We start from the raw sequence: 23,578 nt of genomic DNA, 5'->3' as shown, positions 1-23,578 counted from the left end.
TGCACTCCCGACGGGCGCGCGGGGCACTGCCCGTACCTTTAGGGGATCAGGCGGACCGGCGCTGGCTGGCGGAGGTGCGAAGGATTTCCTCGTGCACCTCGATCGCTTCCTCGATGTCGTTGTAGAAGGTGAGCTGGCCGTTGTTCATGACGCCGCCGATGTCGCAGAACGAGCGCAACAGGCCGGAGGAGTGGGAGACGAGCAACAGGGTGGCGTTCTCGCGCCGCTCGTCGAAGACGTCCTTGCACTTCTGCTTGAAGGTGGAGTCCCCGACGGCGATCACCTCGTCGATCAGGTAATATTCGAAGCCGATCGCCATGCAGATGCCGAAGGAGAGGCGCGCCTTCATGCCCGCCGAATAGGTCTTCACCGGCATGTCGAGATAGGGGCCGAGTTCGGAGAAATCGGCGACGAAATCCAGAACCTTGTTGCGGTTCTTGCCGTAGATGTCGGCGATGAAGCGGGTGTTCTGCGCGCCCGTCAGCTTGCTGTGCACGCCGCCCCTGAAGCCCAGCGGCCAGGAGATCTTGCCCTCGCGCAGGATGCGTCCGGAATCGGGCATGTCCGCGCCGGAGATCAGGCTCATCAGCGTGGACTTGCCGGCGCCGTTGCGGCCGAGAATGCCGATATTGGTGCCGGGCCGGAAGGCGGCCGTGAACCGGTCGAGAATCACCTTCTTGCCGCCGCCGGGGCGAGGGAAGGCCTTGCTGACATTGTCGAAGATGATCATCAGTCTATGATCTTTCGGCGGAAGAGGCGTTCCAGCACGAGCGCGGCCGTGAGCAGCGCGGTGGAAAGCCCGAGCAGGTAAGACTTGCTCAGCAGCGCGTGATAATCGAGATAGGTCGAGGTGCGGAACCATTCGACGCAGTGCAGGAACGGGTTCCACCACAGCACGGCCTGGAAGCCGGGCGGCATTTCCGCCGGCATGAAGAAGACGCCGGACAACAGCATCAGCGGCATGCTCAGCATGCTGAGGAAGGTGTCGTAGCGCGGCACGAGCGCGCTCATCGTCGCGTTGAACGCGGCGAAGGAGAAGGCGAAGTAGAGGATCGCGGCCATGCCCTCGGCGAATTCGCCGGGATAGACGATGACGTCACGGTCGAGCGAGATCGCAAGCCCGACCATGAACAGGCTGCAGATAATCAGCCAGATCGTCGTCTCCAGCAGGAACGTCGCCACCAGCGTATCGAGCGGCCTGACCAGCGGATAGGTCAGCATCGGCTGGTTGCTGATGATGGCGCGCTCCGTCTTGCGCGATATGCCGCGCGTCATGCGGAAGCCGAAGACACCGGCCAGGATGAACAGCAGCGCATTGTCGCCGAAGGGGACATGGGCCTTCAACTGCGTGTGGATCAGGAGAAAGATGCCGACATAGGCGGCGGGCTCGATGAGGATCCAGATGAAGCCCAGCCGGCTTTCCCCGAAGCGCGTCACCGCGCTGCGCACGACGAGCGCGGAAATGACCCGCGCGTTTTCGCGCAGCGCATAGCTTAGGGGTTTTTCAGCGAGTAGAGCCATTCCGCCACTCTCTCCTCATCGCGATCAGATCGCGTGATCCTTCACGGACCGGAAGGCGAAGTAACCGATGAGCCAAAGGCACGACGCCGCGGCGAGCATGATGAGCGTGTTGATCGCGCCCAGCGGATAGAGGGCGATTTCCGGCTCGCGCGGCTGCACGTAGACGGCGAAGTAACGCTCCTGCTTCTGCGCCTCCTGCATGGCCGTTTCCAATGCGGCGAGGGAGGTCGTATAGGCCTTGACGGCGAACTCCTGCTCGACGCTGAGCTCGGTGAACCGGTCGATCATTTCGGGCAGGGCCCGGCCGGCGTCCAAGCCGCTGCGCGTCGTCTTGTTGCTGGCGTCGTTATCGTTCTCGCCGTCGCCGCTGATACGCTTCTTCTGTTCGACCAGCTGGTTTTCCAGGGCAACGATCTGCCGCTCGATGACGCGGGCGGAGGGCGCGTCCTTGCTGACCGAATCGACCAGCGCCTTGTAGCGGGTGCGAAGCGAGGCCAGCTCCTGTTCGAGCGAGCTGATGATCGTCGCTTCCATGGTCGCGACCGCCGTCGGATCGACGGCCTGTTCGGAGATGCGCAGGTCGGTGATCTGGCCGCGGATGTTGCGCAGCCGCTCTTCCGAGCGTGCGACCTGTACGTTGGCCACCTCGATGAACTGCCGGCGCGACTTTTCCGAAAGCGTGTTGACCAGGTTTTCCGAGACCGTGAGGACCGCGTCGGCCACCTGTTTCGCATCCGACGGCGAGAAGGCGAAGACGCGCATCGTCACGTTGCCGGTCGTGGAGTTGTAGCTGACATTGACCATGTCCCGCCAATAGTCGCGGAACTCGTCGAGCGGGCGGCTCTCGTTCTCGCGATAGAGGAAATCGATGTTCGGGCGGGAATAGACGGTGCGGATGTCGACGCCGGTCTGCTCCTGGATGTCCGGCAGGATCTGGGAAGACTGGATGTAGTCGGCGACCACATAGGAATCACCCGACTGCGCGCTCGATCCGACGAGCGCGGTGAGGCCAAGGGCGTTCAGCGAGGAGGAGTTCGAGCCGCGCACCGAGAATTGCGTCTCGACGACATATTGCGGGCTGGCGATGAAGATATAGTAGAGGCCCGTCAGGATCGTCGGCAGGATCGCCGCCAGCACGAAGGAGATGATCGGCCAGGGAAGCTGCCGCTTCTGCTTGGGCATCGCGGGCAGGGTCAGGACGGTGCTGACGAGGTCGGCGGGCTTGCGCGCGCGTATTTCGGCCCGCGAGCCGAGATTCTCGTCGTCATCGATAGCCGGATTGACGGGGCGCTTGACCGCACCCTGCTTGATCTTCACGACTTTCTGTTCCGCAGCGCGCTGGCGGGCGCGGCGCTTGGCGATTTCGAGCAGGCTGCTCGTATTGTCGGCGACGTGGGTCGGGGTCTCCGCCAGGAGGGGCGCTTTCTCATCTTTCACGTCGGCTCACTCTTTCCAACAGCAAACGGGGTCGTCGCCTAAATGCTTGTCGCCGCAACTTATTCGAAATTGCCTTTACAGACAATAAAAATGCCGCGGCCGGGAAGGCCGCCCGCAGGGCGAACGGGAGCGGAACATCCCGCCCTTTCCGGTCGACGCGCATTCCTCGTCGAGCAATCTGGTCATTTTGTGGTCGTCGCCGGTCCCTTGCTCCAGTCGGTGCTCGAGGCGATGAAGTTCGGGTTGGCGAAATCCGCGTCGTGTGCCTGGCGGGTCTTGCCGTAGAGGAGGGGCGCGCCGTCGAGCGTGCGTGTCTGTCCGCCGGCGGCGCGCAGCACCGCGTCGCCGGCAGCCGTGTCCCATTCCATGGTGCGGCCGAAGCGCGGATAGACGTCTGCAAGTCCTTCTGCCACAAGGCAGAATTTCAGCGAGGAGCCGATCGCCGTGCAGGCGTCGATGCCGTGGTCGTCGAGAAAGCGGGTCGTTTCGGGCGTGGCATGCGAGCGGCTGGCGACGGCCGTCAACGCGCTGCCGCAGCTGCGGCAGCCGATGGACTGCCGCTTTGCGATGGTGGCCTCACGGCTCACCTCGAAGCGTTCCGCCCGCTCGCCGTCCGCGATGAAGCCGGTCGAGAGCGCGGGCGCGTAGACGATGCCCGCGACCGGAGCCCCGTCGCGGATCAGGGCGATGTTGACGGTGAATTCGCTGCGCCCGGCGATGAACTCCTTCGTGCCGTCGAGCGGATCGACGAGGAAGAAGACGCCGCCGGAAATATCCGGCACGCGGCCGGCCGCGACAGCCTCCTCGGCGATGACGGGAACCTCCGGAAAATGGCGCGCAAGCGCGGCGAGGATCAGCCGTTCGGCCTCCTCGTCCGCGGCGGTGACCGGCGACCGGTCCGCCTTGTACTGGACATCGGCCCCTGCCTCGTGGATGGCCATGATGGCGGCGCCGGCGGCCAGTGCCGCGCTCTCCAAGACTTGCCTGAGTTCCATTCCGTTCGCCTGCATGCTGTCGTCGTCCTGCCGTTTCTGCGCATGCCTTAGCCGCGGGACGGCCTGAAAGCAAATGCCCTGCCTGCTCCTGCCGCCACATCATGGCGGCAGCATGTGGAAAGTCGCCGGCCCGGATGCGACAAGATGACGCCGGACTTGCCGTTTGTGCTGCATATGCGAATGTGGGGCGACTGATCCGGGATTTCGCATGCGCTACTCCGCCCTTTCGATCTTCAAGCAAGCCCTTGCCGGCAACCTCGGCTGGAAGCCCGCCTGGCGGGAACCGCAACCGAAGCCGCATTATGACGTGATCATCGTCGGCGGCGGCGGGCATGGCCTTGCGACGGCCTATTACCTTGCCCGGGAATTCGGCATCCGCAACGTCGCCGTGGTGGAGAAGGGCTATCTCGGCTCCGGCAATGTCGGGCGCAACACGACCATCGTGCGCTCCAACTACATGCTGCCCGGCAACGAGCCGTTCTACGAGTTCTCGCTGAAACTGTGGGAAGGACTGGAGCGGGAGCTGAACTACAATGTCATGCTGTCGCAGCGCGGCATCATCAGCCTCTATCACAATGACGGCCAGCGCGATCACTATGTCCGGCGCGGCAATGCCATGATGATGGAGGGCGTGGCGGCCGAGCAGCTCGATCGCGAGACGCTGAAGAAGATGCTGCCCTTCCTCAATTTCGACCATGCGCGCTTCCCGATCATCGGCGGCCTCCTGCAGCGGCGCGCCGGCACGGCGCGGCACGATGCCGTGGCCTGGGGGTTTGCGCGCGGCGCGGACCGGCTCGGCGTCGATCTCATCCAGAACTGCGAGGTCACCGGCATCCGCCGGGAAGACGGCATCGTCACCGGCGTCGAGACGACGAAGGGCTTCATCGGCTGCAACAGGCTGGCGCTCGCGGCGGCCGGCAACACCTCCCGCGTCGGCGAAATGGCGGGGCTGAAGCTGCCGATCGAGAGCCATGTGCTGCAGGCCTTCGTCACCGAAGGGCTGAAACCCTGCATCGATCACGTCATCACCTATGGCGCGGGGCACTTCTACATCTCGCAGTCCGACAAGGGCGGCCTCGTCTTCGGCGCGGAGATCGACGGCTATTCCTCCTATGCCCAGCGCGGCAACCTTGCGACCGCCGAGCATGTCATGGAGGAGGGGGTGACGATGATCCCCGGCCTTTCCCGCGTCAGGGTGCTGCGCGCCTGGGGCGGCGTCATGGACATGTCGATGGACGGCTCGCCGATCATCGACCGCACGCCGATCGACAACCTCTATCTCAACTGCGGCTGGTGCTACGGCGGCTTCAAGGCGACGCCCGCCTCCGGCTTCTGCTTTGCGCATCTCATCGCCAAGGGGGAGAGCCACCATGTGGCGCGCGCGCTCAGGCTCGATCGTTTCGAGCGCGGTTTCCCCATCGACGAGGCGGGTGCCGGCACCCAGCCGAACCTGCATTGAGGATGCCATGGCGAGCCTGATTTCCTGTCCCCATTGCGGGGTGCGGCCCAAGGAAGAGTTTTCGATCCGCGGCGATGCGACGCCGGTCCGTCCGGCGCCCATGGCCTCGGACGAGGCGTGGAACGACTATGTCCATGTCCGTGCCAATCCGCGCGGGCGCATCCGCGAGCACTGGCAGCATGTCGCCGGCTGCCGGCGCTGGCTGGTGGTCGAGCGGGACAACTTTACCCATGAGGTGTTTTCCGTGACGGATGCCGCCACGGCGCGGGGAGGCGTGCGATGACCGCCTATCGCCTTCCCTCCGGCGGCCTCATCGACCGCAGCAACACCATCGGCTTCACCTTCGACGGGGCGAGCCTTTCCGGCCATGCCGGCGATACGCTCGCCTCGGCCTTGCTTGCCAACGACCGGCTGCTCGTCGGACGCAGCTTCAAGTACCATCGCCCGCGCGGCATCGTGACGGCCGGGCCGGCGGAGCCCAACGCGCTGGTCACCATCGGCACGGGCGCGCGGCGCGATCCGAACACGAGGGCGACCGTCGCCGAGCTCTACGACGGCCTTGCCGCCACCAGCCAGAACCGCTGGCCGAGTCTTGCCTTCGATATCGGCGCGGTGAACGATCGCCTGTCGCGCTTCCTGTCCGCCGGCTTCTACTACAAGACCTTCATGTGGCCCGCCGCCTTCTGGGAAAAGGTCTATGAACCGCTGATCCGCCGCGCCGCCGGCCTCGGCCGTACGGACCTTCCGCGCGATCCGGACGCCTATGAGAAGAGCTGGGCGCATTGCGACCTTTTCGTCGTCGGCTCCGGCCCGGCGGGGCTCGCCGCGGCGCTGGTCGCCGCCCGCTCGGGCCTGCGCGTCATCCTCGTCGAACAGGATTTCGCCCTCGGCGGGGCTCTTCTCTCGGAGACGACAAAGCTCGACGGCGAGGCGCCGTACATCTTCTCCCGGCACGCGATCGACGAACTGCACGGCCATCCCGGCGTTACGCTGCTGCCGCGCACCACGGTCTTCGGCTGGTACGACGACAATGTCTTCGGTGCCGTCGAGCGGGTGCAGAAGCACAGTGCCACGATCGATGCGGCACGGCCGGTCGAGCGCCTGTGGCGCATCGTGGCGAAGCACGCGATCCTCGCCACCGGCGCGGAGGAACGGCCGCTGGTCTTCGGCGGTAATGATCGTCCCGGCATAATGATGGCGAGCGCCGCCAGCACCTATGCCAACCGCTTCGGCGTCGCCGCCGGCCGGTCGGTGACGATCTTCACCAACGGCTCGTCCGGCTACCGCACGGCTGCGGACCTTTCCGCCCGGGGCGTGGAGATCGCGGCGCTGATCGACAGTCGCGCGGATGCGTCGGATTTTGCACCCGATGGCGTGCGGGTGGTGCGTGGCGGCGGCATCGTCGATACGAAGGGGCGCCAGCGCGTCCGCGCCGTCATTGCCGATCGCGGCGGCTTCGAGGAGATGATCGCCTGCGATGCCGTGGCCATGTCCGGCGGCTGGAGCCCGGTCATCCACCTTGCCTGCCAGCGCGGCGGCAGGCCGGTCTGGTCGCAGGCCCTGCAGGCGTTCCTCGCGCCGGAGGGCGGCGACGGCCTCGTCATGGCCGGCGCCGCGGCGGGGCACTCCCGGCTTTCCGAATGTCTCGACGATGGCGCGCGCAAGGCTTCGGCCATCGTGGAAGCGCTCGGCCGGCCCGTCGCCGGTTTCGAGCGTCCCGTCGTCGGCGAGGAGGTCGATCCGTCCTTCACGGCGCTCTGGCATGTGCCGGGCGCCAGATCCAAGGCCTTCGTCGACTTCCAGAACGACGTGCACGGCAAGGATCTCGGCCTTGCCCTTCGCGAGGGCTTCGGCCATGTCGAGCATGCCAAGCGCTACACGACGAGCGGCATGGCGACAGACCAGGGCAAGCTCGGCAACGTCAATGCCATCGGCATCCTCGCCGCGATGCGCGGCGTCAGCCCCGCCGAGGTCGGCACCACCACCTTCCGGCCGTTCTATACGCCCGTCTCCTTCGGTGCGCTCGCCGGCTCGTCGCGCGACGAACATGCCATGCCCGTCCGCCGCTCGCCGCTGCACGGCTGGGCGGCGCGGCACGGCGCGGTCTTCATCGATGCCGGGCTCTGGTATCGCTCCTCCTGGTTCCCGAAGGCGGGGGAGAAGACCTGGCGGGAAAGCGTCGACCGCGAGGTCCGCACCGTGCGCGAGCATGCCGGTCTCTGCGATGTCTCGACCCTCGGCAAGATCGAGGTCTTCGGGCCGGATGCCGCCGAGTTCCTGAACCGGCTCTATTGCAATCCCGTGCTGAAGCTTCCCGTCGGCAAGGCCCGCTACGGGCTGATGCTGCGCGAGGACGGCATGGTCTATGACGACGGCACGGTGAGCCGGCTGGGCGAGACGCATTTCCTCGTCACGACCACGACGGCAATGGCCGCCGGCGTGCTCTCCCATATGGAGTTTGCCGCGCAGGCGCTCTGGCCGGAGCTTCGCGTGCGCTTCCTGTCGGTCTCCGACCAATGGGCGCAGATGTCGATCGCCGGGCCGAAGGCGCGCACGATCCTGCAGGCCGTCGTCGAGGACGATCTCTTGAATGCGGCCTTCCCGTTCCTTGCCGCCCGCGAGGTGCGCCTGAAGGGCAGCCTCAAGGCGCGGCTCTTCCGCATCTCCTTCTCGGGCGAGCTTGCCTATGAGCTGGCGGTGCCGGCGGGCTATGGCGAAGCGGTGGCCGACGCGCTGATGCGGGCGGGCGAACCGCAGGGCCTCTGCGCCTATGGCGTCGAGGCGCTGAACGTGCTGCGCATCGAGAAGGGCCATGTCACCCATGCCGAGCTCGATGGCCGCGTGACGCCGGACGATGCCGGCCTCGGCCGCATGATGGGCACCAGCAAGCCGGATTTCATCGGCAAGCGGCTCTCCACCCGCTTCGGCCTGACGGCCGCCGACCGCGCCCAGCTCGTCGGCCTGAAGGCACTGGAGGCGGACAAGGACATGCGCGCCGGCGCGCATCTTCTCAAGGACGGTGCCAAGCCCTCGACGGTCAACGACCAGGGCTGGGTCAGCTCCGTCTGCTTCTCGCCGACGCTCGGCACCCATATCGCCCTTGCCTTCCTGAAGTCGGGCCGCGAGCGCTATGGCGAGAAGATTATCGTGTGGGACCGGTTGCGGGGCGTGGAGACAGTTGCCGAAGTCTGCGATCCGGTCTTCGTCGATCCGGAAAACCGCAGGCTGATGGCGTGAGGTGAAGGCTATGGCTTACGACTATCAGGCAGTGCATGCGCTGGACGGCACGATCGGGGCGGTCCCCGGTCAGCGGGCCAACCACCTCGCCGTCCACCGCGCGACGGCCACTGCCGTGGTGCTGGCGGCGCCCGGCCATGGCGCCGAAGCAGCCGGCATTCTCGTCGCAGACGGCGCGTTCGAGGCCCGCTTCTGCGGCCCGGGCGAATGGCTGGTGCTGTCGGAGGTTCATGCGCCCGAAACGCTCGCCGCCGAACTGGCCATCCGGCTCAGCGCCTTCGCCTTCGTGGTCGACCAGAGCCATGGCCGCGTCGCGCTGACGCTGTCCGGGCCCGACGCGGCGCGCATCCTCGCGAACGGCATCGCCGTCGATCTTCATCCCGAGGCCTTTGCCGTCGGGCGCGCGGCGACCATGCTGTGCAACCATCTTTCGGTCAATCTCGCCCGCACCGGCATCGACCGTTTCGATCTCGTGGTGATGCGCAGCTTTGCCGAGGCGCTGGTCGCCGATCTCAAGGTCATGGCGCGCAGCCATGATCTCTCCGTCGATTTCGCCACCCGCTGACAAAAACCATCCGGAGCGACATGGCGCTTCGCACCTCGGGCTTGCCGGGCGTCGGGGGAACCCAATAGGCTGCATTCCGCGCCGCATCGAATTCCCTTCAACCCGGAAAAGCCGGAGTTTTCATGAAGAGCCATGCAAGGGTCGTCGTTATCGGGGGCGGCGTCGTCGGCTGCTCCGTCCTCTATCACCTCACGAAATTCGGCTGGACCGATGTCGTGCTCGTCGAGCGCTCGGAGCTGACCTCCGGCTCGACCTGGCATGCGGCCGGCGGCATGCACACGATCAACGGCGATCCGAACGTCGCCAAGCTGCAGAAATACACCGTGGAGCTCTATAAAGAGATCCAGGACTATTCCGGCCAGGATATCGGCCTGCACATGACCTCGGGCATGATGCTGGCATCCACCAAGGATCGCTTCGACTGGATGAAGTCGATCCTCGCCAAGGGGCGCTATATGGGCCTCGATGCGCATCTCCTCACGCCGAAGGAGGCGCACGACCTGATGCCGCTGCTCGATCCCGACCAGTTCGTCGGCGCGGTATTCGATCCCGTCGAGGGCCATCTCGATCCCTATGGCACGACGCATGCCTATGCCAAGTCGGCAAAGAGGAACGGCGCGGAGATCTATCTCCACACCAAGGTGGAAGACCTCGTGCAGCGCGAGGACGGCAGCTGGCGCGTCATCACCGACAAGGGCGAGATCGTCGCCGAGCATGTCGTCAATTGCGGCGGCCTCTGGGCGCGCGAGATCGGCCGCATGGTCGGCCTCGAACTGCCTGTCCTTGCCATGGAGCACATGTATCTCATCACCGAGGACATGCCCGAGGTCATCGAATTCAACCGGACGCATGGCAAGGAGCTGATGCACTGCGTCGACTTCGACGGGGAGACCTATCTGCGCCAGGAGCGCAACGGCATGCTGATGGGCACCTATGAAAAGGCCTGCCGGCCCTGGTCGCCGCTCACCACGCCGTGGGATTTCGGCCACGAACTGCTGGAAGAGGACATTGCGCGAATCACCCCGGAGCTGGAGGTCGGTTTCCGGCACTTCCCGGCCTTCAACAGGGCCGGTATCAGGAAGATCATCAACGGCCCCTTCACCTTCTCGCCGGACGGCAACCCGCTCGTCGGGCCCGTGCGCGGCATGACGAACTTCTGGTCCGCCTGCGCCGTCATGGCCGGCTTCAGCCAGGGCGGCGGCGTGGGCCTGGCGCTTGCCAACTGGATGATCGACGGCGATCCCGGCTTCGACGTCTTCGCCATGGATGTCGCGCGCTACGGCGACTACGCGACGCTCGCCTACACCAATGCAAAGGTGCGGGAAAACTACTCGCGCCGCTTCTCCATCCGCTATCCCAACGAGGAGCTGCCGGCCGGCCGGCCGCTGCAGACGACGCCGATCTACGACAGGCTGAAGGCGGCCGGTGCCGTCTTCGGGGCGTCCTATGGCCTGGAGCAGCCGCTGTGGTTCGCGCCTGATGGCGTGGAGGACCGGTTCTCCTGGCGCCGCTCGACGGATTTCGAGACCGTCGGCGCGGAAGCCCGCGCGGTGCGCGAGGGCGTCGGCCTGATGGAGACCTCGGGCTTTGCGAAATATGCGGTGAGGGGCAGGGGCGCGGCGGCCTGGCTCGACCGGCTGCTCGCCTGCCGGCTGCCGGAACCGGGGCGCATGACGCTTGCGCCCATGCTGAAGGACGACGGAAAGCTCATCGGCGATTTCACGCTCGCCAAGCTCGGCGAGGGGGACTTCCTGCTGATCGGCTCGGGCATCGCCGAGGACTACCATATGCGCTGGTTCGAGACGCACCTGCCGCGGGATGGTTCCGTCACGCTGGAGGCGCTGAACCTCTCCCTCGTCGGCCTTGCCATCGCGGGGCCGAAGGCGCGCGAGGTGCTGGCGAAGCTGACGCACCGGGATGTTTCGACCGAGGCCTTCCCCTTCATGGCGGTACGCCGGATGGATCTCGGCATGGCGCCGGCCATCGTCGGGCGCGTCAGCTATACGGGCGATCTCGGCTACGAGATCTGGATGAAGCCGCAGTACCAGCGTTATCTCTACGACCTCATCCTCGAAGCCGGGGCCGAATTCGGCATCCGCCTGTTCGGCCTCAGGGCGCTCAATGCCCTGCGCCTCGAAAAGTCCTACGGCAGCTGGTCGCGCGAATATCGCCCGCTCTATGGTCCGGTCGAGGCGGGGCTGGAGCGATTCGTGGCGGTCGGCAAGGCGGCCGACTTCATCGGCAGGGAAGCGGCAAGGGCAGAGCGGGAAACGGGCGGTGCGCTGCGGCTGCGCACCTTCGTCGTCGCGGCAACGGATGCCGACGTCATCGGCGACGAGCCGATCTATCTCGACGGTGCGGTGCGCGGCTGGGTGACCTCGGGGGGCTATGCCCATGCCGCCGGCCTTTCGGTCGCGGTCGGCTATGTGCCGAAGGAGATCGCCGATCTCGAAACCGGCTGGTCGATCGAGCTTCTCGGCGAGATGCTGCCGGCGCGTCTGCAGGCCGAGCCGCTGTTCGATCCGTCCGGTGCGCGCATGCGCGGCTGATTTGTCCCGGCCCGTTGGGCGGTGCTCCGGATCGGGGCATCGCCGTTTGTGACTTTCGTGCATCTTTCTGGGCAAAAGCGCCGATTTTCCTGCCGATTTTTTGATTTGCGTGGCGTCAAATGCGCCATTTAACCGTCCTTGCTAAAGAAATTGTCGATCCCGGCTTTTTGGGCTTCCCTTTTGTATCGAAAGCGGTATGGAATCCCGACTGTCTAACAAGCTCGAAAAAGAGCGGCAAGAACAAGAGATGCGGCCCTCAGGAACCGCATCCGGGGGATAGCAAATGGAATATTTCGTCCAGCAGCTCGTCAATGGGCTGACGCTTGGATCTATTTATGGTTTGATAGCCATCGGCTACACCATGGTTTACGGCATCATCGGCATGATCAATTTCGCCCACGGCGATATCTTCATGCTGGGTGGATTCGCCGCTCTCATCATCTTCCTCGTCCTCACCAGCGTGTTCGTCGGCCTTCCGGTCGTCCTCCTGCTGCTGGTCATGATCGCCGCGGCCATGCTCACCGCATCGCTGTGGAACTGGACGATCGAGAAGGTGGCCTACCGGCCCTTGCGCGGCTCGTTCCGCCTGGCGCCGCTGATCACCGCAATCGGCATGTCGATCGCGCTGTCGAACTTCATCCAGGTCACGCAGGGTCCGCGCAACAAGCCGATCCCGCCGCTGGTGTCATCGGTCTACAACGTCTTCGGCATCTCGATCTCGTTGAAACAGCTGATCATCATGCTCCTGACGGTCATCCTGCTGACGACCTTCTGGTACATCGTCAACAAGACCTCGCTCGGCCGCGCCCAGCGCGCGACGGAACAGGATCGCAAGATGGCGGCACTGCTCGGCATCGACGTCGACCGGACGATCTCGGTGACCTTCATCATGGGCGCCTCTCTCGCCGCCGTCGCCGGCACCATGTACCTGATGTATTACGGCGTGACCGTCTTCACCGACGGCTTCATTCCGGGCGTCAAGGCCTTCACGGCTGCGGTTCTCGGCGGTATCGGCTCGCTTCCGGGCGCCGTGCTCGGCGGCCTGCTCATCGGCCTCATCGAGAGCCTTTGGTCCGCCTACTTCACCATCGACTACAAGGACGTCGCGACGTTCTCCATCCTCGCCATCGTCCTGATCTTCAAGCCGTCCGGCATTCTCGGACGACCGGAAGTCGAGAAGGTTTGATCCATGTCCAACATTTCGAACACTCATGAGCGCGCCGGCGGGAACCTGACGGCGCAGGCTCTGCGCGAGGGCTTTTTCGCCGGCCTCGTCGCGCTCGGCCTCTTCGTCCTCTTCGTCGGTCTCGAGACCACGCAGAACATCCGCAACGAGCTCGTGCTGAACCAGCGCTGGGGGCTGCTCACGATCTTCGTGATCGTTGCCGCCGTCGGCCGCTTCCTCTCGGTCGCCTATCTGCGGCCCTGGCTTGCCGCCCGCAAGGCAGCCGCCGCGGCCAAGCCGGCGGAAGGCGAGGAAAGCTTCTTCAAGCGCAATTTCAGCAAGATCGCCATCGTCGCGCTGATCTTCTACCCGCCGATCATGGTCATGCTCTTCGGCGTGCAGGGCTCGCTGAAATGGGTCGACAATTTCGGCATCCAGATCCTCATCTACGTGATGCTGGCCTGGGGCCTGAACATCGTCGTCGGCCTTGCCGGCCTGCTCGATCTCGGCTACGTCGCCTTCTATGCGGTCGGCGCCTATTCCTATGCGCTCCTTTCGCAGCAGTTCGGCTTCTCCTTCTGGATCCTGCTGCCGCTCGCCGGCATCCTTGCCGCCTTCTGGGGCATGATCCTCGGCTTCCCGGTGCTGCGCCTGAAGGGCGACTATCTCGCCATCGTGACGCTGGCCTTCGGTGAGATCATCCGTCTTGTCCTCATCAACTGGACGGAAGTGACCCGCGGCACCTTCGGCGTCTCCGGCATTCCCAAGGCCTCGGTCTTCGGCATCTGGTCGTTCGACGTCAGCGCGCCGAACAACTTCGCCAAGGCCTTCGACCTGCCGATGTCCTCGGCCTACTACAAGATCTTCCTCTTCTATCTCATCCTGGCGCTGGCGCTGCTCACCGCCTATGTGACGATCCGCCTGCGCCGCATGCCGATCGGCCGCGCCTGGGAAGCGCTGCGCGAGGACGAGATCGCCTGCCGTTCGCTCGGCATCAACACGGTGACGACCAAGCTGACGGCCTTCTCCATCGGCGCGATGTTCGGCGGCTTCGCCGGCTCCTTCTTTGCCGTGCGCCAGGGCTTCGTCTCGCCGGAAAGCTTCGTCTTCCTCGAATCGGCGATTATCCTCGCCATCGTGGTCCTCGGCGGCATGGGCTCGCTCGTCGGCATCGCCGTCGCGGCGGCTGTGATGGTCGGCGGCACCGAGCTCTTGCGCGAGATGACCTTCCTGAAGCAGATCTTCGGGCCCGACTTCACGCCGGAACTCTACCGCATGCTGATCTTCGGCCTCGCCATGGTCACCGTCATGGTCTGGAAGCCGCGCGGCTTCGTCGGAAGCCGTGAGCCGACCGCCTTCCTCAGGGAGCGCAAGGCGGTCTCCGGCAGCTTCACCAAGGAAGGGCACGGCTGATGGCCCTCGGTGCGAACACGGTAGCGACGAACACGATGACGAACGATCCCATCCTCAAGGTCGAGCATCTGTCGATGCGCTTCGGTGGCCTCATGGCCATCAACGATCTGTCCTTCGAAGCGCAGCGCGGCGAGATCACGGCCCTCATCGGCCCGAACGGCGCCGGCAAGACCACGGTCTTCAACTGCGTCACCGGCTTCTACAAGCCGACCATGGGCATGATCACCATGCGCCAGAAGGCGGGCAAGGAGTTCCTTCTGGAACGCATGGCCGACTTCGAGATCACCCGCGACGCGAAGGTGGCGCGCACCTTCCAGAACATCCGGCTCTTCTCGGGCCTGACGGTGCTGGAAAACCTGCTCGTCGCCCAGCACAACATGCTGATGAAGGCCTCCGGCTATACGATCCTCGGCCTGCTCGGCTTGCCGGCCTACAAGCACGCCTCGGCGGAATCGATCGAGATCGCCAAGCACTGGCTGGAAAAGGCGCATCTCATCGAGCGCGCGGACGATCCGGCCGGCGACCTGCCCTATGGCGCGCAGCGGCGTCTCGAAATCGCCCGCGCCATGTGCACGGGGCCGGAATTCCTGTGCCTCGACGAACCGGCGGCCGGCCTCAACCCGCGCGAGTCGCTCGCGCTCAACGAACTCCTGCGTTCCATCCGCAAGGACAGCGGCACGTCGATCCTGCTCATCGAGCACGACATGTCGGTCGTCATGGAGATCTCCGACCATGTGGTCGTGCTCGAATACGGGCAGAAGATCTCGGACGGCACGCCGGACCATGTGAAGAACGATCCGAAGGTTATCGCGGCCTATCTCGGCGTTGAAGATGATGAGGTCGAAGAGGTGATCGAGGAAATCGAGGTGATCGCGGAGAGCGAAGGCACTGAAGGAGGATCGCACTGATGAGCGATACACTTCTCAGCGTTCAGGGCGTGCAGACCTATTACGGCAATATCCGCGCGCTGGCCGGGGTCGATGTCGAGGTGAAGAAGGGCGAGATCGTCTCGCTGATCGGCGCGAACGGCGCCGGCAAGTCGACCCTGATGATGACGATCTGCGGCAGCCCGCAGGCCCGTACGGGCACCGTCACCTTCGACGGCGAGGACATCACCCGTCTGCCGACGCATCTCATCGCGCGCCGCCGCATCGCGCAGTCGCCGGAAGGACGCCGCATCTTCCCGCGCATGACGGTCTATGAAAATCTCCAGATGGGCGCGAGCCTCGACAATCTGAAGTATTTCAACGAGGACGTGGAAAAGATCTTCACGCTCTTCCCGCGCCTCAAGGAACGCCAGAGCCAGCGCGGCGGCACGCTTTCGGGCGGCGAGCAGCAGATGCTCTCCATCGGCCGCGCGCTGATGGCGCGTCCGAAGCTCCTGCTGCTCGACGAACCCTCGCTCGGCCTTGCGCCGCTGATCGTCAAGGGCATCTTCGACGCGATCAAGAAGCTCAACCAGAACGAGGGCCTCACCGTGTTCCTCGTCGAGCAGAACGCCTTCGCCGCACTCAAACTCTCCGACCGGGCCTATGTGATGGTCAACGGGCAGGTGACGATGAGCGGTTCGGGCAAGGAACTTCTGGCCAACCCGGAAGTGCGTGCCGCCTATCTCGAAGGCGGCCGGCACTGAGGATGGTCCCGCGCAGGACCCGCAAGGATCCTGCGCCGATCCTGGGATTTACGGCGACCGTCGCGCATCCTGAACGACGCACGGTGCTGTAAGGGGAGTATGTGTTATGCAAGGAATTCTCTACGAAGAACCGTCGATCTGGCAGTTCCTGTTCATCACCGTCATCATGGGCGGCTGGACGGCCTGGCGCACCGGCAAGAGCGTTGCCGAGAACTGGCAGAGCTACGCCACGCTGGTCATCTACGTGCTTCTGCTCGGCGGGGCGATCCGCTTCATCCACCATGCGCTGTTCCACGGCACCATGCTGACGGTGCAATACTATGTCGTGGACACGGTCGTGCTTTTGTTGTTTGCTACGCTCGGCTACCGCTACTACCGCACGCGGCAGATGACCAACAACTACTACTGGCTCTATGAAAAGGCATCGCCCTTTTCCTGGAAAGCCAAATAGCCAGAGGGAAGCCCGCGGCCGGCCTCCGGTCGCGGTATAACGATATCGGCGCAATGATGCGGGTGTTGCGACCGGTTGAAACGAGCCCGCTTTTAAATTTGGGAGTAACAATATGAAGAAGTCTCTCATGTCGGCTGTTGCTTTGGCTGCAATGGTCGCCTTCAGCGGCAGCGCCTGGGCCGACATCCTGATCGGCGTCGGCGGCCCGCTGACCGGTCCGAACGCCGCCTTCGGCGCGCAGCTCCAGAAGGGTGCCGAGCAGGCTGCTGCCGACATCAACGCAGCCGGCGGCATCAATGGCGAGCAGGTCAAGATCGTGCTCGGCGACGACGTTTCCGACCCGAAGCAGGGCGTTTCGGTCGCCAACAAGTTCGTTGCCGACGGCGTGAAGTTCGTGGTTGGCCACTTCAACTCGGGCGTCTCCATCCCGGCTTCGGAAATCTATGCCGAAAACGGCGTGCTGCAGGTCTCCCCGGCCTCGACCAACCCGACCTACACGGAGCGCGGCCTGTGGAATACGTTCCGCGTGTGCGGTCGTGACGACCAGCAGGGTGCCGTTGCCGGCGCCTTCATCGCGGCGAACTTCAAGGACGCCAAGGTTGCCGTCCTGCATGACAAGACGCCGTACGGCCAGGGCCTTGCCGACGAAACCAAGAAGGCGACGAACGAAGCCGGCATCACCGAAGCCATCTACGAAGGCGTCAATGTCGGCGACAAGGACTTCTCCGCTCTCATCGCCAAGATGAAGGAAGCCGGCGTAACGGTCGTCTATTGGGGCGGTCTGCACACCGAGTTCGGCCTCATCGAGCGTCAGGCCGCCGACCAGGGCCTGAAGGCCCAGTTCATCTCGGGCGACGGTATCGTCTCGAACGAACTGGCCTCGATCGCCGGCGACGCCGTCGACGGCACGCTGATGACCTTCGCTCCGGATCCGCGCAAGAACCCGGCCGCCAAGGACCTCGTCGAGAAGTTCCGCGCTGCCGGCTTCGAGCCGGAAGCCTACACGCTCTATGCTTACGCAGCCGTTCAGGTTATCGCTGAAGGTGCCAAGGCTGCCGGCGGCGTAGACCCGCAGGCCATTGCCGAAGCCATCAAGTCCAAGGGCCCGTTCCAGACCGCCATCGGCGAACTCGGCTTCGACGAAAAGGGCGACATCACCCGTCCGGACTACGTCCTCTACACCTGGAAGAAGGGTGAAGACGGCAAGTACACCTACGTGCAGAACGAGTAGTCGTTCTGCCGGAACGGGCGGCGCATTGCACGCCGCCCGGCCGCCTGACCTTGAGCCCGGCCTTCGCGCCGGGCTTTTTTGTCGCCGACGGGGCGCGGCGGCGGCGTGGCCCCGGCTGGGGACTTGCGCGGCAAGGCGCCCTGGTGGAACCTGCAGCAAAGGGGATCGGGCGCTGCCTCCCCATGTCCCGACATCCGGTACTGACTGTCATGAACGTCTATGCGAAATCTGGTCATGAAGAGGAGGCGCCTTCCGGGCGCCTTCAGCGCGCGCGCGGGCATGGGCGGCTTGCTGCGAAGGCTTCCGCCGCCGGCACGCGGCTCGACGTGCTCTTCCAGGAGGGCTGCGCCAAGATCCGCCTGCCGAAGACCTTCGACGGCACGATGGAGGCGGTGCTGATCAACACGGCCGGCGGGCTCACTGGCGGGGACCGCATCGCTTGGGAGCTCGAGGCCCGTGGCGGAACGCGCCTGACGGCGACGACACAGGCCTGCGAGCGGGCCTACAAGGCGCAGGCATCCACGGCGACGGTCGAGACCCGCATTGCCGTCGGCGCGGGCGCGCGGGTCGACTGGCTGCCGCAGGAGACAATTCTTTTCGACCAGGCTGCGCTCGAGCGCCGGCTGGAGGTGGACCTTGCCGGAGACGCCACGTTCCTTGCGGTCGAGGCCATCCTCCTCGGCCGCAAGGCGATGGGCGAGCGCATGGAGACGGGCCTTTTCCGCGATCGCTGGCGCATCCGCCGCGCCGGACGGCTGATCCATGCGGAGGAAACGGCGCTTGCCGGCAGCGTCGCGGCGCTGGCGGACGAGGCGGCGGTGCTGGCCGGCGCCCGTGCCTTTGCCACCGTGCTCTTTTGCGGCCGCGCTGCCGAGGCGCATGTGGAGCCGCTGCGCCGGCTGCTGGCGGACGGGGAGGGCGGTGCCAGCCAGTGGCAGGACAAGCTCGTCCTGCGCCTCGTCGCGCCCGACGGCTTTGCGCTGAGAAAAAAGCTCATCCCGATCATTTCGCACTTGCGTGGCGGCGCGGGCGTACCGAAAGTCTGGACTCTCTGATCCGCGCGGTTTCGCGCCGGGTTCCTGTTTTGCGTATGTCGTGCGCGCAAAACCCCTGCTTAGTATCGCACGATAGGAATCAAGCGATGGACCGCCCATGAACCTGACCCCCCGCGAAAAGGACAAACTGCTGATCGCCATGGCGGCGATCGTGGCGCGCAAGCGGCTGGAGCGCGGCGTGAAGCTCAACCATCCCGAGGCGATCGCGCTGATCACCGATTTCGTCGTCGAGGGCGCGCGTGACGGCCGCGCCGTCGCCGAGCTGATGGAGGCGGGTGCCCATGTGCTGACGCGCGACCAGGTGATGGAGGGCATCCCCGAGATGATCCACGACATTCAGGTCGAGGCGACCTTTCCCGACGGCACGAAGCTCGTGACCGTGCACGAACCGATCAGGTGAGACCATGCTGGACCTTCGACCGAACTGCGAATGCTGCGACCGCGACCTGCCGCCGGAAAGCAAGGAGGCGATGGTCTGCACGTTCGAATGCACCTTCTGCGCCGATTGCGTGGCGGGCGTCCTGGGCGGCAGCTGCCCGAATTGCGGCGGTGAATTCGTGCGCCGGCCGGTCCGGCCCGCGGCGCTGCTCGCAAAATATCCGGCATCCACCAGGCGGGTCCTGAAAGCCGAAGGCTGCGGACCGGCCGCGGCAGCATGAGGAAGGCACCATGATCCCCGGTGAAGTCATTGCCGCTCCAGGCGATATCGAACTCAATGCCGGCCTGCCGGTCACCACCCTTGACGTTTCCAATACCGGTGACAGGCCGATCCAGGTCGGCAGCCACTACCATTTCTACGAGACCAATCCGGGCCTCGCCTTCGACCGGGAGAAGACGCGGGGCCTGCGCCTCGATATCCCTGCCGGCACGGCGGTGCGCTTCGAGCCGGGGCAGACCCGCACGGTCCATCTCATCCCCTTTGCGGGCAAGCGCGAAATCTACGGTTTCCGCCAGAACGTTATGGGGAAGCTCTGACATGATGACGCGCTCCCGCCTCATGCTCGCCGCGACGTTTCTTCTGCTTTCCGCCCCGCTGGCCGTCGCGCAGGATGGCGAGCCTGAGGTCGATTGCGAAAACGCACAGGCGCAGATCGAGATGAACATCTGCGCCGACCGCGACTACCAGGCTGCCGACGGCGAGCTGAATGCCGCCTACAAGGCGGCCATGGCCGCGGCGCGCGAGATGGACGAACAGGCCGGGGAGATGGGCGAGCACTATGTCGGCGCTGTCGACGCGCTGAAGCGCGCCCAGCGCGCCTGGATCGGCTACCGGGATGGCCAGTGCGAACTGGCCGGCTTCGAGGCGCGCGGCGGCTCGATGGAGCCGATGCTGGTCTCCGGCTGCCTTGCCGATCTGACGCGCAAGCGCACGGCCGAACTGAAGGCCGTCTCCGCCATCTCCGGAAACTGAGGAGGCTGGCTGTGTCACGCAGGATCATCATCGTCGGAAACGGTCCCGTGCCCGAAGGGGTCGCGGAAGCTATCGATGCCGCCGATGTCGTGATCCGCTTCAACGACTGCCGCTCCATGGGGCGTGGCGGTGAAAGGACCGACATCGTCGCCGTCTGTAACACCGGTCGCCCGGCCCTGGCGATGCTCGGCGGCGGACGGTGGAAGACGAGCGCCGCCGTGCGGCAGGCGCGCGAGATCTGGTGCGTGCGGACGGCGGAGATGTTCGCCGCCATGCGCCCGGCGCTTGCCGCGCGCCATCCCGATCTCGACGATTTCTGTGACGACTACACGCTCGGCTTCGAGACGTTCGCGCGCGCCACCGGCCGGCGGCTCGCTGTGATCCCGGATGCGGTGCATCACGCGCTCGATGCCGCCTTGGCCGCTTTCGATCCGCCGCCCTATGTGGTGCCGAGCTCCGGGCTGATCGTCATTGCCCATGTGCTCGACACCGCCGCGAAGGCGGGCGGGCGCGTTTCCATCGCCGGTTTCGGTCATGAGGGCTGGCAGTGGCACCCCTTTGCCGCGGAACGGCGCTGGGTGGACGCCCAGGTCGCCGCCGGCCGTCTCGATCGCCTGGAGCATGTCCGGTGAACTCCGGTTCGCGGGAAATGCCCGAGGGTTTTTATCGCATTGTCCGGCGCCGGAGCGATGTCGCCCCGGCCGGCAAGGCTCCAGACCATCTGAACAAGACTCCTGCCTCCCGGGGAAGCTGACCATGTCCTACAGAATGTCCCGCGCCGCCTATGCCAACATGTTCGGCCCGACCGTCGGCGACAGGGTGCGCCTTGCCGATACCGAGCTCTTCGCCGAGGTGGAGAAGGACTTCACCACCTATGGCGACGAGGTGAAGTTCGGCGGCGGCAAGGTCATCCGCGACGGCATGGGCCAGAGCCAGGCGACGCGTGTCGAAGGGGCCGTCGATACAGTCATCACCAACGCGCTGGTCATCGACCATGCCGGCATCTTCAAGGCCGATGTGGGCCTGAAGGACGGCCGCATCGCCGCCCTCGGCAAGGCGGGCAACCCGGATACGCAGCCCGGCGTCACCATCGTCGTCGGTCCCTCGACGGAGGTGATCGCGGGCGAAGGCAAGATCCTCACGGCGGGCGGCATGGATGCCCATATCCACTATATCTGCCCGCAGCAGATCGAGGAGGCGCTGGCGGGCGGCATCACCATGATGCTCGGCGGCGGCACCGGCCCGGCGCATGGCACGCTTGCCACCACCTGCACCGGCGCCTGGCATATCGAGCGCATGATCGAGAGCTTCGATGCCTTTCCGATGAACCTGGCACTCGCCGGCAAGGGCAATGCCTCGCTGCCGGCGGCCATCGAGGAAATGGTGAAGGCCGGCGCTTCCGCGCTGAAGCTGCACGAGGACTGGGGCACGACGCCGGCGGCGATCGACTGCTGCCTTTCCGTCGCGGACGACTACGACGTGCAGGTGATGATCCATACGGACACGCTGAACGAAAGCGGCTTCGTCGAGGACACGATGGCCGCCATCAGGGGCCGCACCATCCATGCCTTCCACACCGAGGGAGCAGGCGGCGGGCATGCGCCGGACATCATCAAGGTCTGCGGCCATGCCAACGTCATCCCGTCCTCGACCAACCCGACGCGGCCCTACACGGTCAACACGATCGCCGAGCATCTCGACATGCTGATGGTCTGCCATCACCTGTCGTCGTCGATCCCGGAAGACATCGCCTTTGCCGAGAGCCGCATCCGCAAGGAGACCATCGCGGCGGAGGACATCCTGCACGATATCGGCGCCTTTTCGATCATCTCCTCCGACAGCCAGGCGATGGGCCGTGTCGGCGAGGTGGCAATCCGCACCTGGCAGACAGCCGACAAAATGAAGCGCCAGCGCGGCCGCCTTGCCGGCGAGACGGGAGAGAACGACAACCTGCGCATCCGCCGCTATATCGCGAAATACACGATCAACCCGGCGATCGCCCATGGCCTCAGCCACGAGATCGGCTCGATCGAGGTCGGAAAGCGGGCAGACCTCGTGCTGTGGAACCCGGCCTTCTTCGGCGTGAAGCCGGACATGGTGCTGCTCGGCGGGGTGATCGCGATGGCGCCGATGGGCGATCCGAACGCCTCGATCCCGACACCGCAGCCGGTGCACTACCGCCCGATGTTCGGCGCCTTCGGCAAGATGCGCACCAATTCCTCCGTCACCTTCGTCTCGCAGGCGGCGATCGATCTCGGCCTGCGCGAGCGGCTCGGCGTCGCCAAGCAGCTCCTGCCGGTGCGCAACACGCGGGCCATCTCCAAGGCCTCGATGGTGCTGAACGACCTGACGCCGCATATCGAGGTGGACCCGGAGACCTACGAGGTGCGGGCGGACGGCGAACTGCTGACCTGCGAGCCCGCGACCGTGCTGCCCATGGCGCAGCGCTACTTCCTTTTCTAAGCGGCCGCCCGCCACGCGTCTTTCCGCAAATCCCTTAACGGAAGTTTCAAAACGGGACAGTTAAACTTCTAGCGAAGGCATTAGCTGAATCTGAAAGAAAGTGCCGTAGGGTCTCCTTGTTCATTGTGGAGAGTTTTATGCGTGGCAGGCTGGCCCTTTGGCTGAGGGCCCAGTGGGAGGCGGGTGTCTTCCAGACGCGGGCCGATATTTCGATGTTCGTGCTGAACACCGTGCTGGTGGCCATCACGCTCGCCACCGCGGCCTATCTGATGGTCGCGGCCATCCTCGCGAATTTTCACCTTCTCCCCTATCCCTTTGCCTCCGCCCTCGGTTTCGGCACGTCCACGGCGGTGCTGATCGCGGCGAGCGTATCGGCCCTGATTGCCTGGCTCCTGGGAATAGCGATCCACGGAATGGCTCTGTCGCGCGCCGAGTTCGAGCGGCTCAGCCGGCTGGATTCTCTTTCGGGCCTCCTCAACCGGCGGGCCTTCGTCGAAGACATGGCGGAGAAAAGGGTTAACGGTTTCTTCGTGCTGTTCGATGTCGACCGGTTCAGGCTCGTCAACGATACGCATGGCCATGCGGTGGGGGACGCGGTCATCGTCGCCATCGCGGAGGAGCTGGAGCGGGTGTTCGCGTCCCCGCATCTCGTCGGGCGTTTCGGCGGCGAGGAGTTTGCCGTCTTCATCGAGAACGACGATCGCGGGGATTGCAGCCTTCTGGTGGAGGAGGCACGTCGTTCCGTGGCCGCGCGCCGGGTCGAGACCGACAGGGGGCCGATCGGCGTCACGCTGTCGGCCGGCATTGCCGACCGGCCCGTGGGCCGGCGGTTCGAGGCGGTCTTCGAGGCGGCGGACCGGGCGCTCTATCTCGCCAAGTCGCTCGGCCGCGACCGGACGATCCATGAGGACGAGGGCGAGGGGCTGCTGGAGCCGAGCCGCCGTGTCGCGGCCGGCGGACGCCGGCGCTGATGGCGCCCCTACGTCAAATGAC

The 23,578-nt window shown here is 65.3% G+C and carries 23 protein-coding genes; 19 read left to right on the top strand and 4 right to left on the bottom strand.

What is annotated here, in order from left to right; all coding sequences use genetic code 11:
• Nucleotides 1-46: 46 nt before the first annotated feature.
• The 4 genes from AABF56_RS13435 to cysQ form a co-directional block, all read right to left on the bottom strand.
• Complete coding sequence (locus AABF56_RS13435) at nucleotides 47-730, bottom strand: ABC transporter ATP-binding protein (RefSeq protein WP_244768452.1); 684 nt, start codon at nucleotides 728-730, stop codon at nucleotides 47-49.
• A complete protein-coding gene (locus AABF56_RS13430; protein WP_244768453.1) occupies nucleotides 730-1,521 on the bottom strand; it encodes an ABC transporter permease in 792 nt (263 codons plus the stop codon). The genes AABF56_RS13435 and AABF56_RS13430 overlap by 1 nt, the downstream gene beginning before the upstream one ends.
• A gap of 24 nt (nucleotides 1,522-1,545) precedes the next feature.
• Complete coding sequence (locus tag AABF56_RS13425; RefSeq protein WP_244768454.1) at nucleotides 1,546-2,958, bottom strand: hypothetical protein; 1,413 nt, start codon at nucleotides 2,956-2,958, stop codon at nucleotides 1,546-1,548.
• Nucleotides 2,959-3,140: 182 nt separating this feature from the next.
• On the bottom strand, nucleotides 3,141-3,953 hold the full coding sequence (cysQ, locus tag AABF56_RS13420; RefSeq protein ID WP_272806290.1) for a 3'(2'),5'-bisphosphate nucleotidase CysQ: 813 nt from the start codon (nucleotides 3,951-3,953) through the stop codon (nucleotides 3,141-3,143).
• 208 nt (nucleotides 3,954-4,161) lie between these two features.
• On the opposite strand from cysQ, the gene AABF56_RS13415 reads away from it, so the two are divergent.
• The 19 genes from AABF56_RS13415 to AABF56_RS13325 all read left to right on the top strand — a co-directional run bounded on the left by AABF56_RS13415 (nucleotide 4,162) and on the right by AABF56_RS13325 (nucleotide 23,556).
• On the top strand, nucleotides 4,162-5,412 hold the full coding sequence (locus AABF56_RS13415) for a sarcosine oxidase subunit beta family protein (protein WP_244768456.1): 1,251 nt from the start codon (nucleotides 4,162-4,164) through the stop codon (nucleotides 5,410-5,412).
• Between the two features lie 7 nt (nucleotides 5,413-5,419).
• Nucleotides 5,420-5,695: a sarcosine oxidase subunit delta gene (locus tag AABF56_RS13410; protein ID WP_272806289.1), complete on the top strand. Its 276-nt coding sequence runs from the start codon at nucleotides 5,420-5,422 to the stop codon at nucleotides 5,693-5,695.
• A complete protein-coding gene (locus AABF56_RS13405; protein WP_272806288.1) occupies nucleotides 5,692-8,649 on the top strand; it encodes a sarcosine oxidase subunit alpha family protein in 2,958 nt (985 codons plus the stop codon). The genes AABF56_RS13410 and AABF56_RS13405 overlap by 4 nt, the downstream gene beginning before the upstream one ends.
• 10 nt (nucleotides 8,650-8,659) lie before the next feature.
• Nucleotides 8,660-9,214 (top strand): sarcosine oxidase subunit gamma, encoded by a 555-nt coding sequence (locus tag AABF56_RS13400; protein ID WP_272806287.1) that lies wholly within the window; start codon nucleotides 8,660-8,662, stop codon nucleotides 9,212-9,214.
• A gap of 122 nt (nucleotides 9,215-9,336) precedes the next feature.
• Nucleotides 9,337-11,763: a GcvT family protein gene (locus tag AABF56_RS13395; RefSeq protein WP_272806286.1), complete on the top strand. Its 2,427-nt coding sequence runs from the start codon at nucleotides 9,337-9,339 to the stop codon at nucleotides 11,761-11,763.
• Nucleotides 11,764-12,046: 283 nt separating this feature from the next.
• Complete coding sequence (locus AABF56_RS13390) at nucleotides 12,047-12,949, top strand: branched-chain amino acid ABC transporter permease (protein ID WP_244768461.1); 903 nt, start codon at nucleotides 12,047-12,049, stop codon at nucleotides 12,947-12,949.
• Between the two features lie 3 nt (nucleotides 12,950-12,952).
• Entirely contained in the window at nucleotides 12,953-14,341 is a 1,389-nt protein-coding gene (livM, locus tag AABF56_RS13385; RefSeq protein ID WP_272806285.1) for a high-affinity branched-chain amino acid ABC transporter permease LivM, read from the top strand.
• Nucleotides 14,341-15,249, top strand: a complete 909-nt coding sequence (locus tag AABF56_RS13380) for an ABC transporter ATP-binding protein (protein ID WP_244768463.1) — start codon at nucleotides 14,341-14,343, stop codon at nucleotides 15,247-15,249. Before livM ends, AABF56_RS13380 begins: the two co-directional genes overlap by 1 nt.
• Complete coding sequence (locus tag AABF56_RS13375; protein ID WP_398433110.1) at nucleotides 15,249-15,974, top strand: ABC transporter ATP-binding protein; 726 nt, start codon at nucleotides 15,249-15,251, stop codon at nucleotides 15,972-15,974. Before AABF56_RS13380 ends, AABF56_RS13375 begins: the two co-directional genes overlap by 1 nt.
• A gap of 106 nt (nucleotides 15,975-16,080) precedes the next feature.
• Nucleotides 16,081-16,425: a DUF6867 family protein gene (locus AABF56_RS13370; RefSeq protein ID WP_272806284.1), complete on the top strand. Its 345-nt coding sequence runs from the start codon at nucleotides 16,081-16,083 to the stop codon at nucleotides 16,423-16,425.
• Between the two features lie 112 nt (nucleotides 16,426-16,537).
• Nucleotides 16,538-17,656, top strand: a complete 1,119-nt coding sequence (locus AABF56_RS13365) for a branched-chain amino acid ABC transporter substrate-binding protein (RefSeq protein ID WP_244768465.1) — start codon at nucleotides 16,538-16,540, stop codon at nucleotides 17,654-17,656.
• Nucleotides 17,657-17,865: 209 nt separating this feature from the next.
• Complete coding sequence (locus AABF56_RS13360) at nucleotides 17,866-18,711, top strand: urease accessory protein UreD (RefSeq protein WP_272806283.1); 846 nt, start codon at nucleotides 17,866-17,868, stop codon at nucleotides 18,709-18,711.
• A gap of 97 nt (nucleotides 18,712-18,808) precedes the next feature.
• Complete coding sequence (locus AABF56_RS13355; RefSeq protein WP_064331014.1) at nucleotides 18,809-19,111, top strand: urease subunit gamma; 303 nt, start codon at nucleotides 18,809-18,811, stop codon at nucleotides 19,109-19,111.
• A 4-nt stretch (nucleotides 19,112-19,115) separates the two neighbouring features.
• Nucleotides 19,116-19,370 (top strand): DUF1272 domain-containing protein, encoded by a 255-nt coding sequence (locus AABF56_RS13350; RefSeq protein WP_272806282.1) that lies wholly within the window; start codon nucleotides 19,116-19,118, stop codon nucleotides 19,368-19,370.
• A 10-nt stretch (nucleotides 19,371-19,380) separates the two neighbouring features.
• On the top strand, nucleotides 19,381-19,686 hold the full coding sequence (locus AABF56_RS13345; protein ID WP_244768468.1) for an urease subunit beta: 306 nt from the start codon (nucleotides 19,381-19,383) through the stop codon (nucleotides 19,684-19,686).
• A gap of 22 nt (nucleotides 19,687-19,708) precedes the next feature.
• On the top strand, nucleotides 19,709-20,122 hold the full coding sequence (locus tag AABF56_RS13340) for a lysozyme inhibitor LprI family protein (protein ID WP_272807506.1): 414 nt from the start codon (nucleotides 19,709-19,711) through the stop codon (nucleotides 20,120-20,122).
• 5 nt (nucleotides 20,123-20,127) lie between these two features.
• Nucleotides 20,128-20,754, top strand: coding sequence for a Urease operon accessory protein (locus AABF56_RS13335; protein WP_443021160.1), 627 nt, complete (start codon nucleotides 20,128-20,130; stop codon nucleotides 20,752-20,754).
• A 124-nt stretch (nucleotides 20,755-20,878) separates the two neighbouring features.
• A complete protein-coding gene (ureC, locus tag AABF56_RS13330; RefSeq protein ID WP_272806280.1) occupies nucleotides 20,879-22,585 on the top strand; it encodes an urease subunit alpha in 1,707 nt (568 codons plus the stop codon).
• 137 nt (nucleotides 22,586-22,722) lie between these two features.
• Complete coding sequence (locus tag AABF56_RS13325; RefSeq protein WP_272806279.1) at nucleotides 22,723-23,556, top strand: GGDEF domain-containing protein; 834 nt, start codon at nucleotides 22,723-22,725, stop codon at nucleotides 23,554-23,556.
• The last annotated feature ends 22 nt before the right edge of the window (nucleotides 23,557-23,578 follow it).

The sequence above is a fragment of the Shinella sp. WSC3-e genome (genome assembly GCF_945994535.1).
GTDB lineage: Bacteria > Pseudomonadota > Alphaproteobacteria > Rhizobiales > Rhizobiaceae > Shinella > Shinella yambaruensis.
The sequence above is the reverse complement of the archived record's forward strand: the minus strand, read 5'-3'. Positions and strand labels throughout refer to the sequence as shown.

Bases quoted from the DNA above. Each gene is read 5' to 3' on its own strand.
- AABF56_RS13365 (WP_244768465.1), top strand. From the start codon at position 16,538: ATGAAGAAGTCTCTCATGTCGGCTGTTGCTTTGGCTGCAATGGTCGCC.
- ureC (WP_272806280.1), top strand. From the start codon at position 20,879: ATGTCCTACAGAATGTCCCGCGCCGCCTATGCCAACATGTTCGGCCCG.
- AABF56_RS13325 (WP_272806279.1), top strand. From the start codon at position 22,723: ATGCGTGGCAGGCTGGCCCTTTGGCTGAGGGCCCAGTGGGAGGCGGGT.
- cysQ (WP_272806290.1), bottom strand. From the start codon at position 3,953: ATGGAACTCAGGCAAGTCTTGGAGAGCGCGGCACTGGCCGCCGGCGCC.
- livM (WP_272806285.1), top strand. From the start codon at position 12,953: ATGTCCAACATTTCGAACACTCATGAGCGCGCCGGCGGGAACCTGACG.
- AABF56_RS13400 (WP_272806287.1), top strand. From the start codon at position 8,660: ATGGCTTACGACTATCAGGCAGTGCATGCGCTGGACGGCACGATCGGG.
- AABF56_RS13340 (WP_272807506.1), top strand. From the start codon at position 19,709: ATGCTCGCCGCGACGTTTCTTCTGCTTTCCGCCCCGCTGGCCGTCGCG.
- AABF56_RS13415 (WP_244768456.1), top strand. From the start codon at position 4,162: ATGCGCTACTCCGCCCTTTCGATCTTCAAGCAAGCCCTTGCCGGCAAC.
- AABF56_RS13435 (WP_244768452.1), bottom strand. From the start codon at position 730: ATGATCATCTTCGACAATGTCAGCAAGGCCTTCCCTCGCCCCGGCGGC.
- AABF56_RS13370 (WP_272806284.1), top strand. From the start codon at position 16,081: ATGCAAGGAATTCTCTACGAAGAACCGTCGATCTGGCAGTTCCTGTTC.
- AABF56_RS13395 (WP_272806286.1), top strand. From the start codon at position 9,337: ATGAAGAGCCATGCAAGGGTCGTCGTTATCGGGGGCGGCGTCGTCGGC.
- AABF56_RS13350 (WP_272806282.1), top strand. From the start codon at position 19,116: ATGCTGGACCTTCGACCGAACTGCGAATGCTGCGACCGCGACCTGCCG.
- AABF56_RS13405 (WP_272806288.1), top strand. From the start codon at position 5,692: ATGACCGCCTATCGCCTTCCCTCCGGCGGCCTCATCGACCGCAGCAAC.
- AABF56_RS13375 (WP_398433110.1), top strand. From the start codon at position 15,249: ATGAGCGATACACTTCTCAGCGTTCAGGGCGTGCAGACCTATTACGGC.
- AABF56_RS13430 (WP_244768453.1), bottom strand. From the start codon at position 1,521: ATGGCTCTACTCGCTGAAAAACCCCTAAGCTATGCGCTGCGCGAAAAC.
- AABF56_RS13380 (WP_244768463.1), top strand. From the start codon at position 14,341: ATGGCCCTCGGTGCGAACACGGTAGCGACGAACACGATGACGAACGAT.
- AABF56_RS13410 (WP_272806289.1), top strand. From the start codon at position 5,420: ATGGCGAGCCTGATTTCCTGTCCCCATTGCGGGGTGCGGCCCAAGGAA.
- AABF56_RS13345 (WP_244768468.1), top strand. From the start codon at position 19,381: ATGATCCCCGGTGAAGTCATTGCCGCTCCAGGCGATATCGAACTCAAT.
- AABF56_RS13360 (WP_272806283.1), top strand. From the start codon at position 17,866: ATGAACGTCTATGCGAAATCTGGTCATGAAGAGGAGGCGCCTTCCGGG.
- AABF56_RS13390 (WP_244768461.1), top strand. From the start codon at position 12,047: ATGGAATATTTCGTCCAGCAGCTCGTCAATGGGCTGACGCTTGGATCT.
- AABF56_RS13355 (WP_064331014.1), top strand. From the start codon at position 18,809: ATGAACCTGACCCCCCGCGAAAAGGACAAACTGCTGATCGCCATGGCG.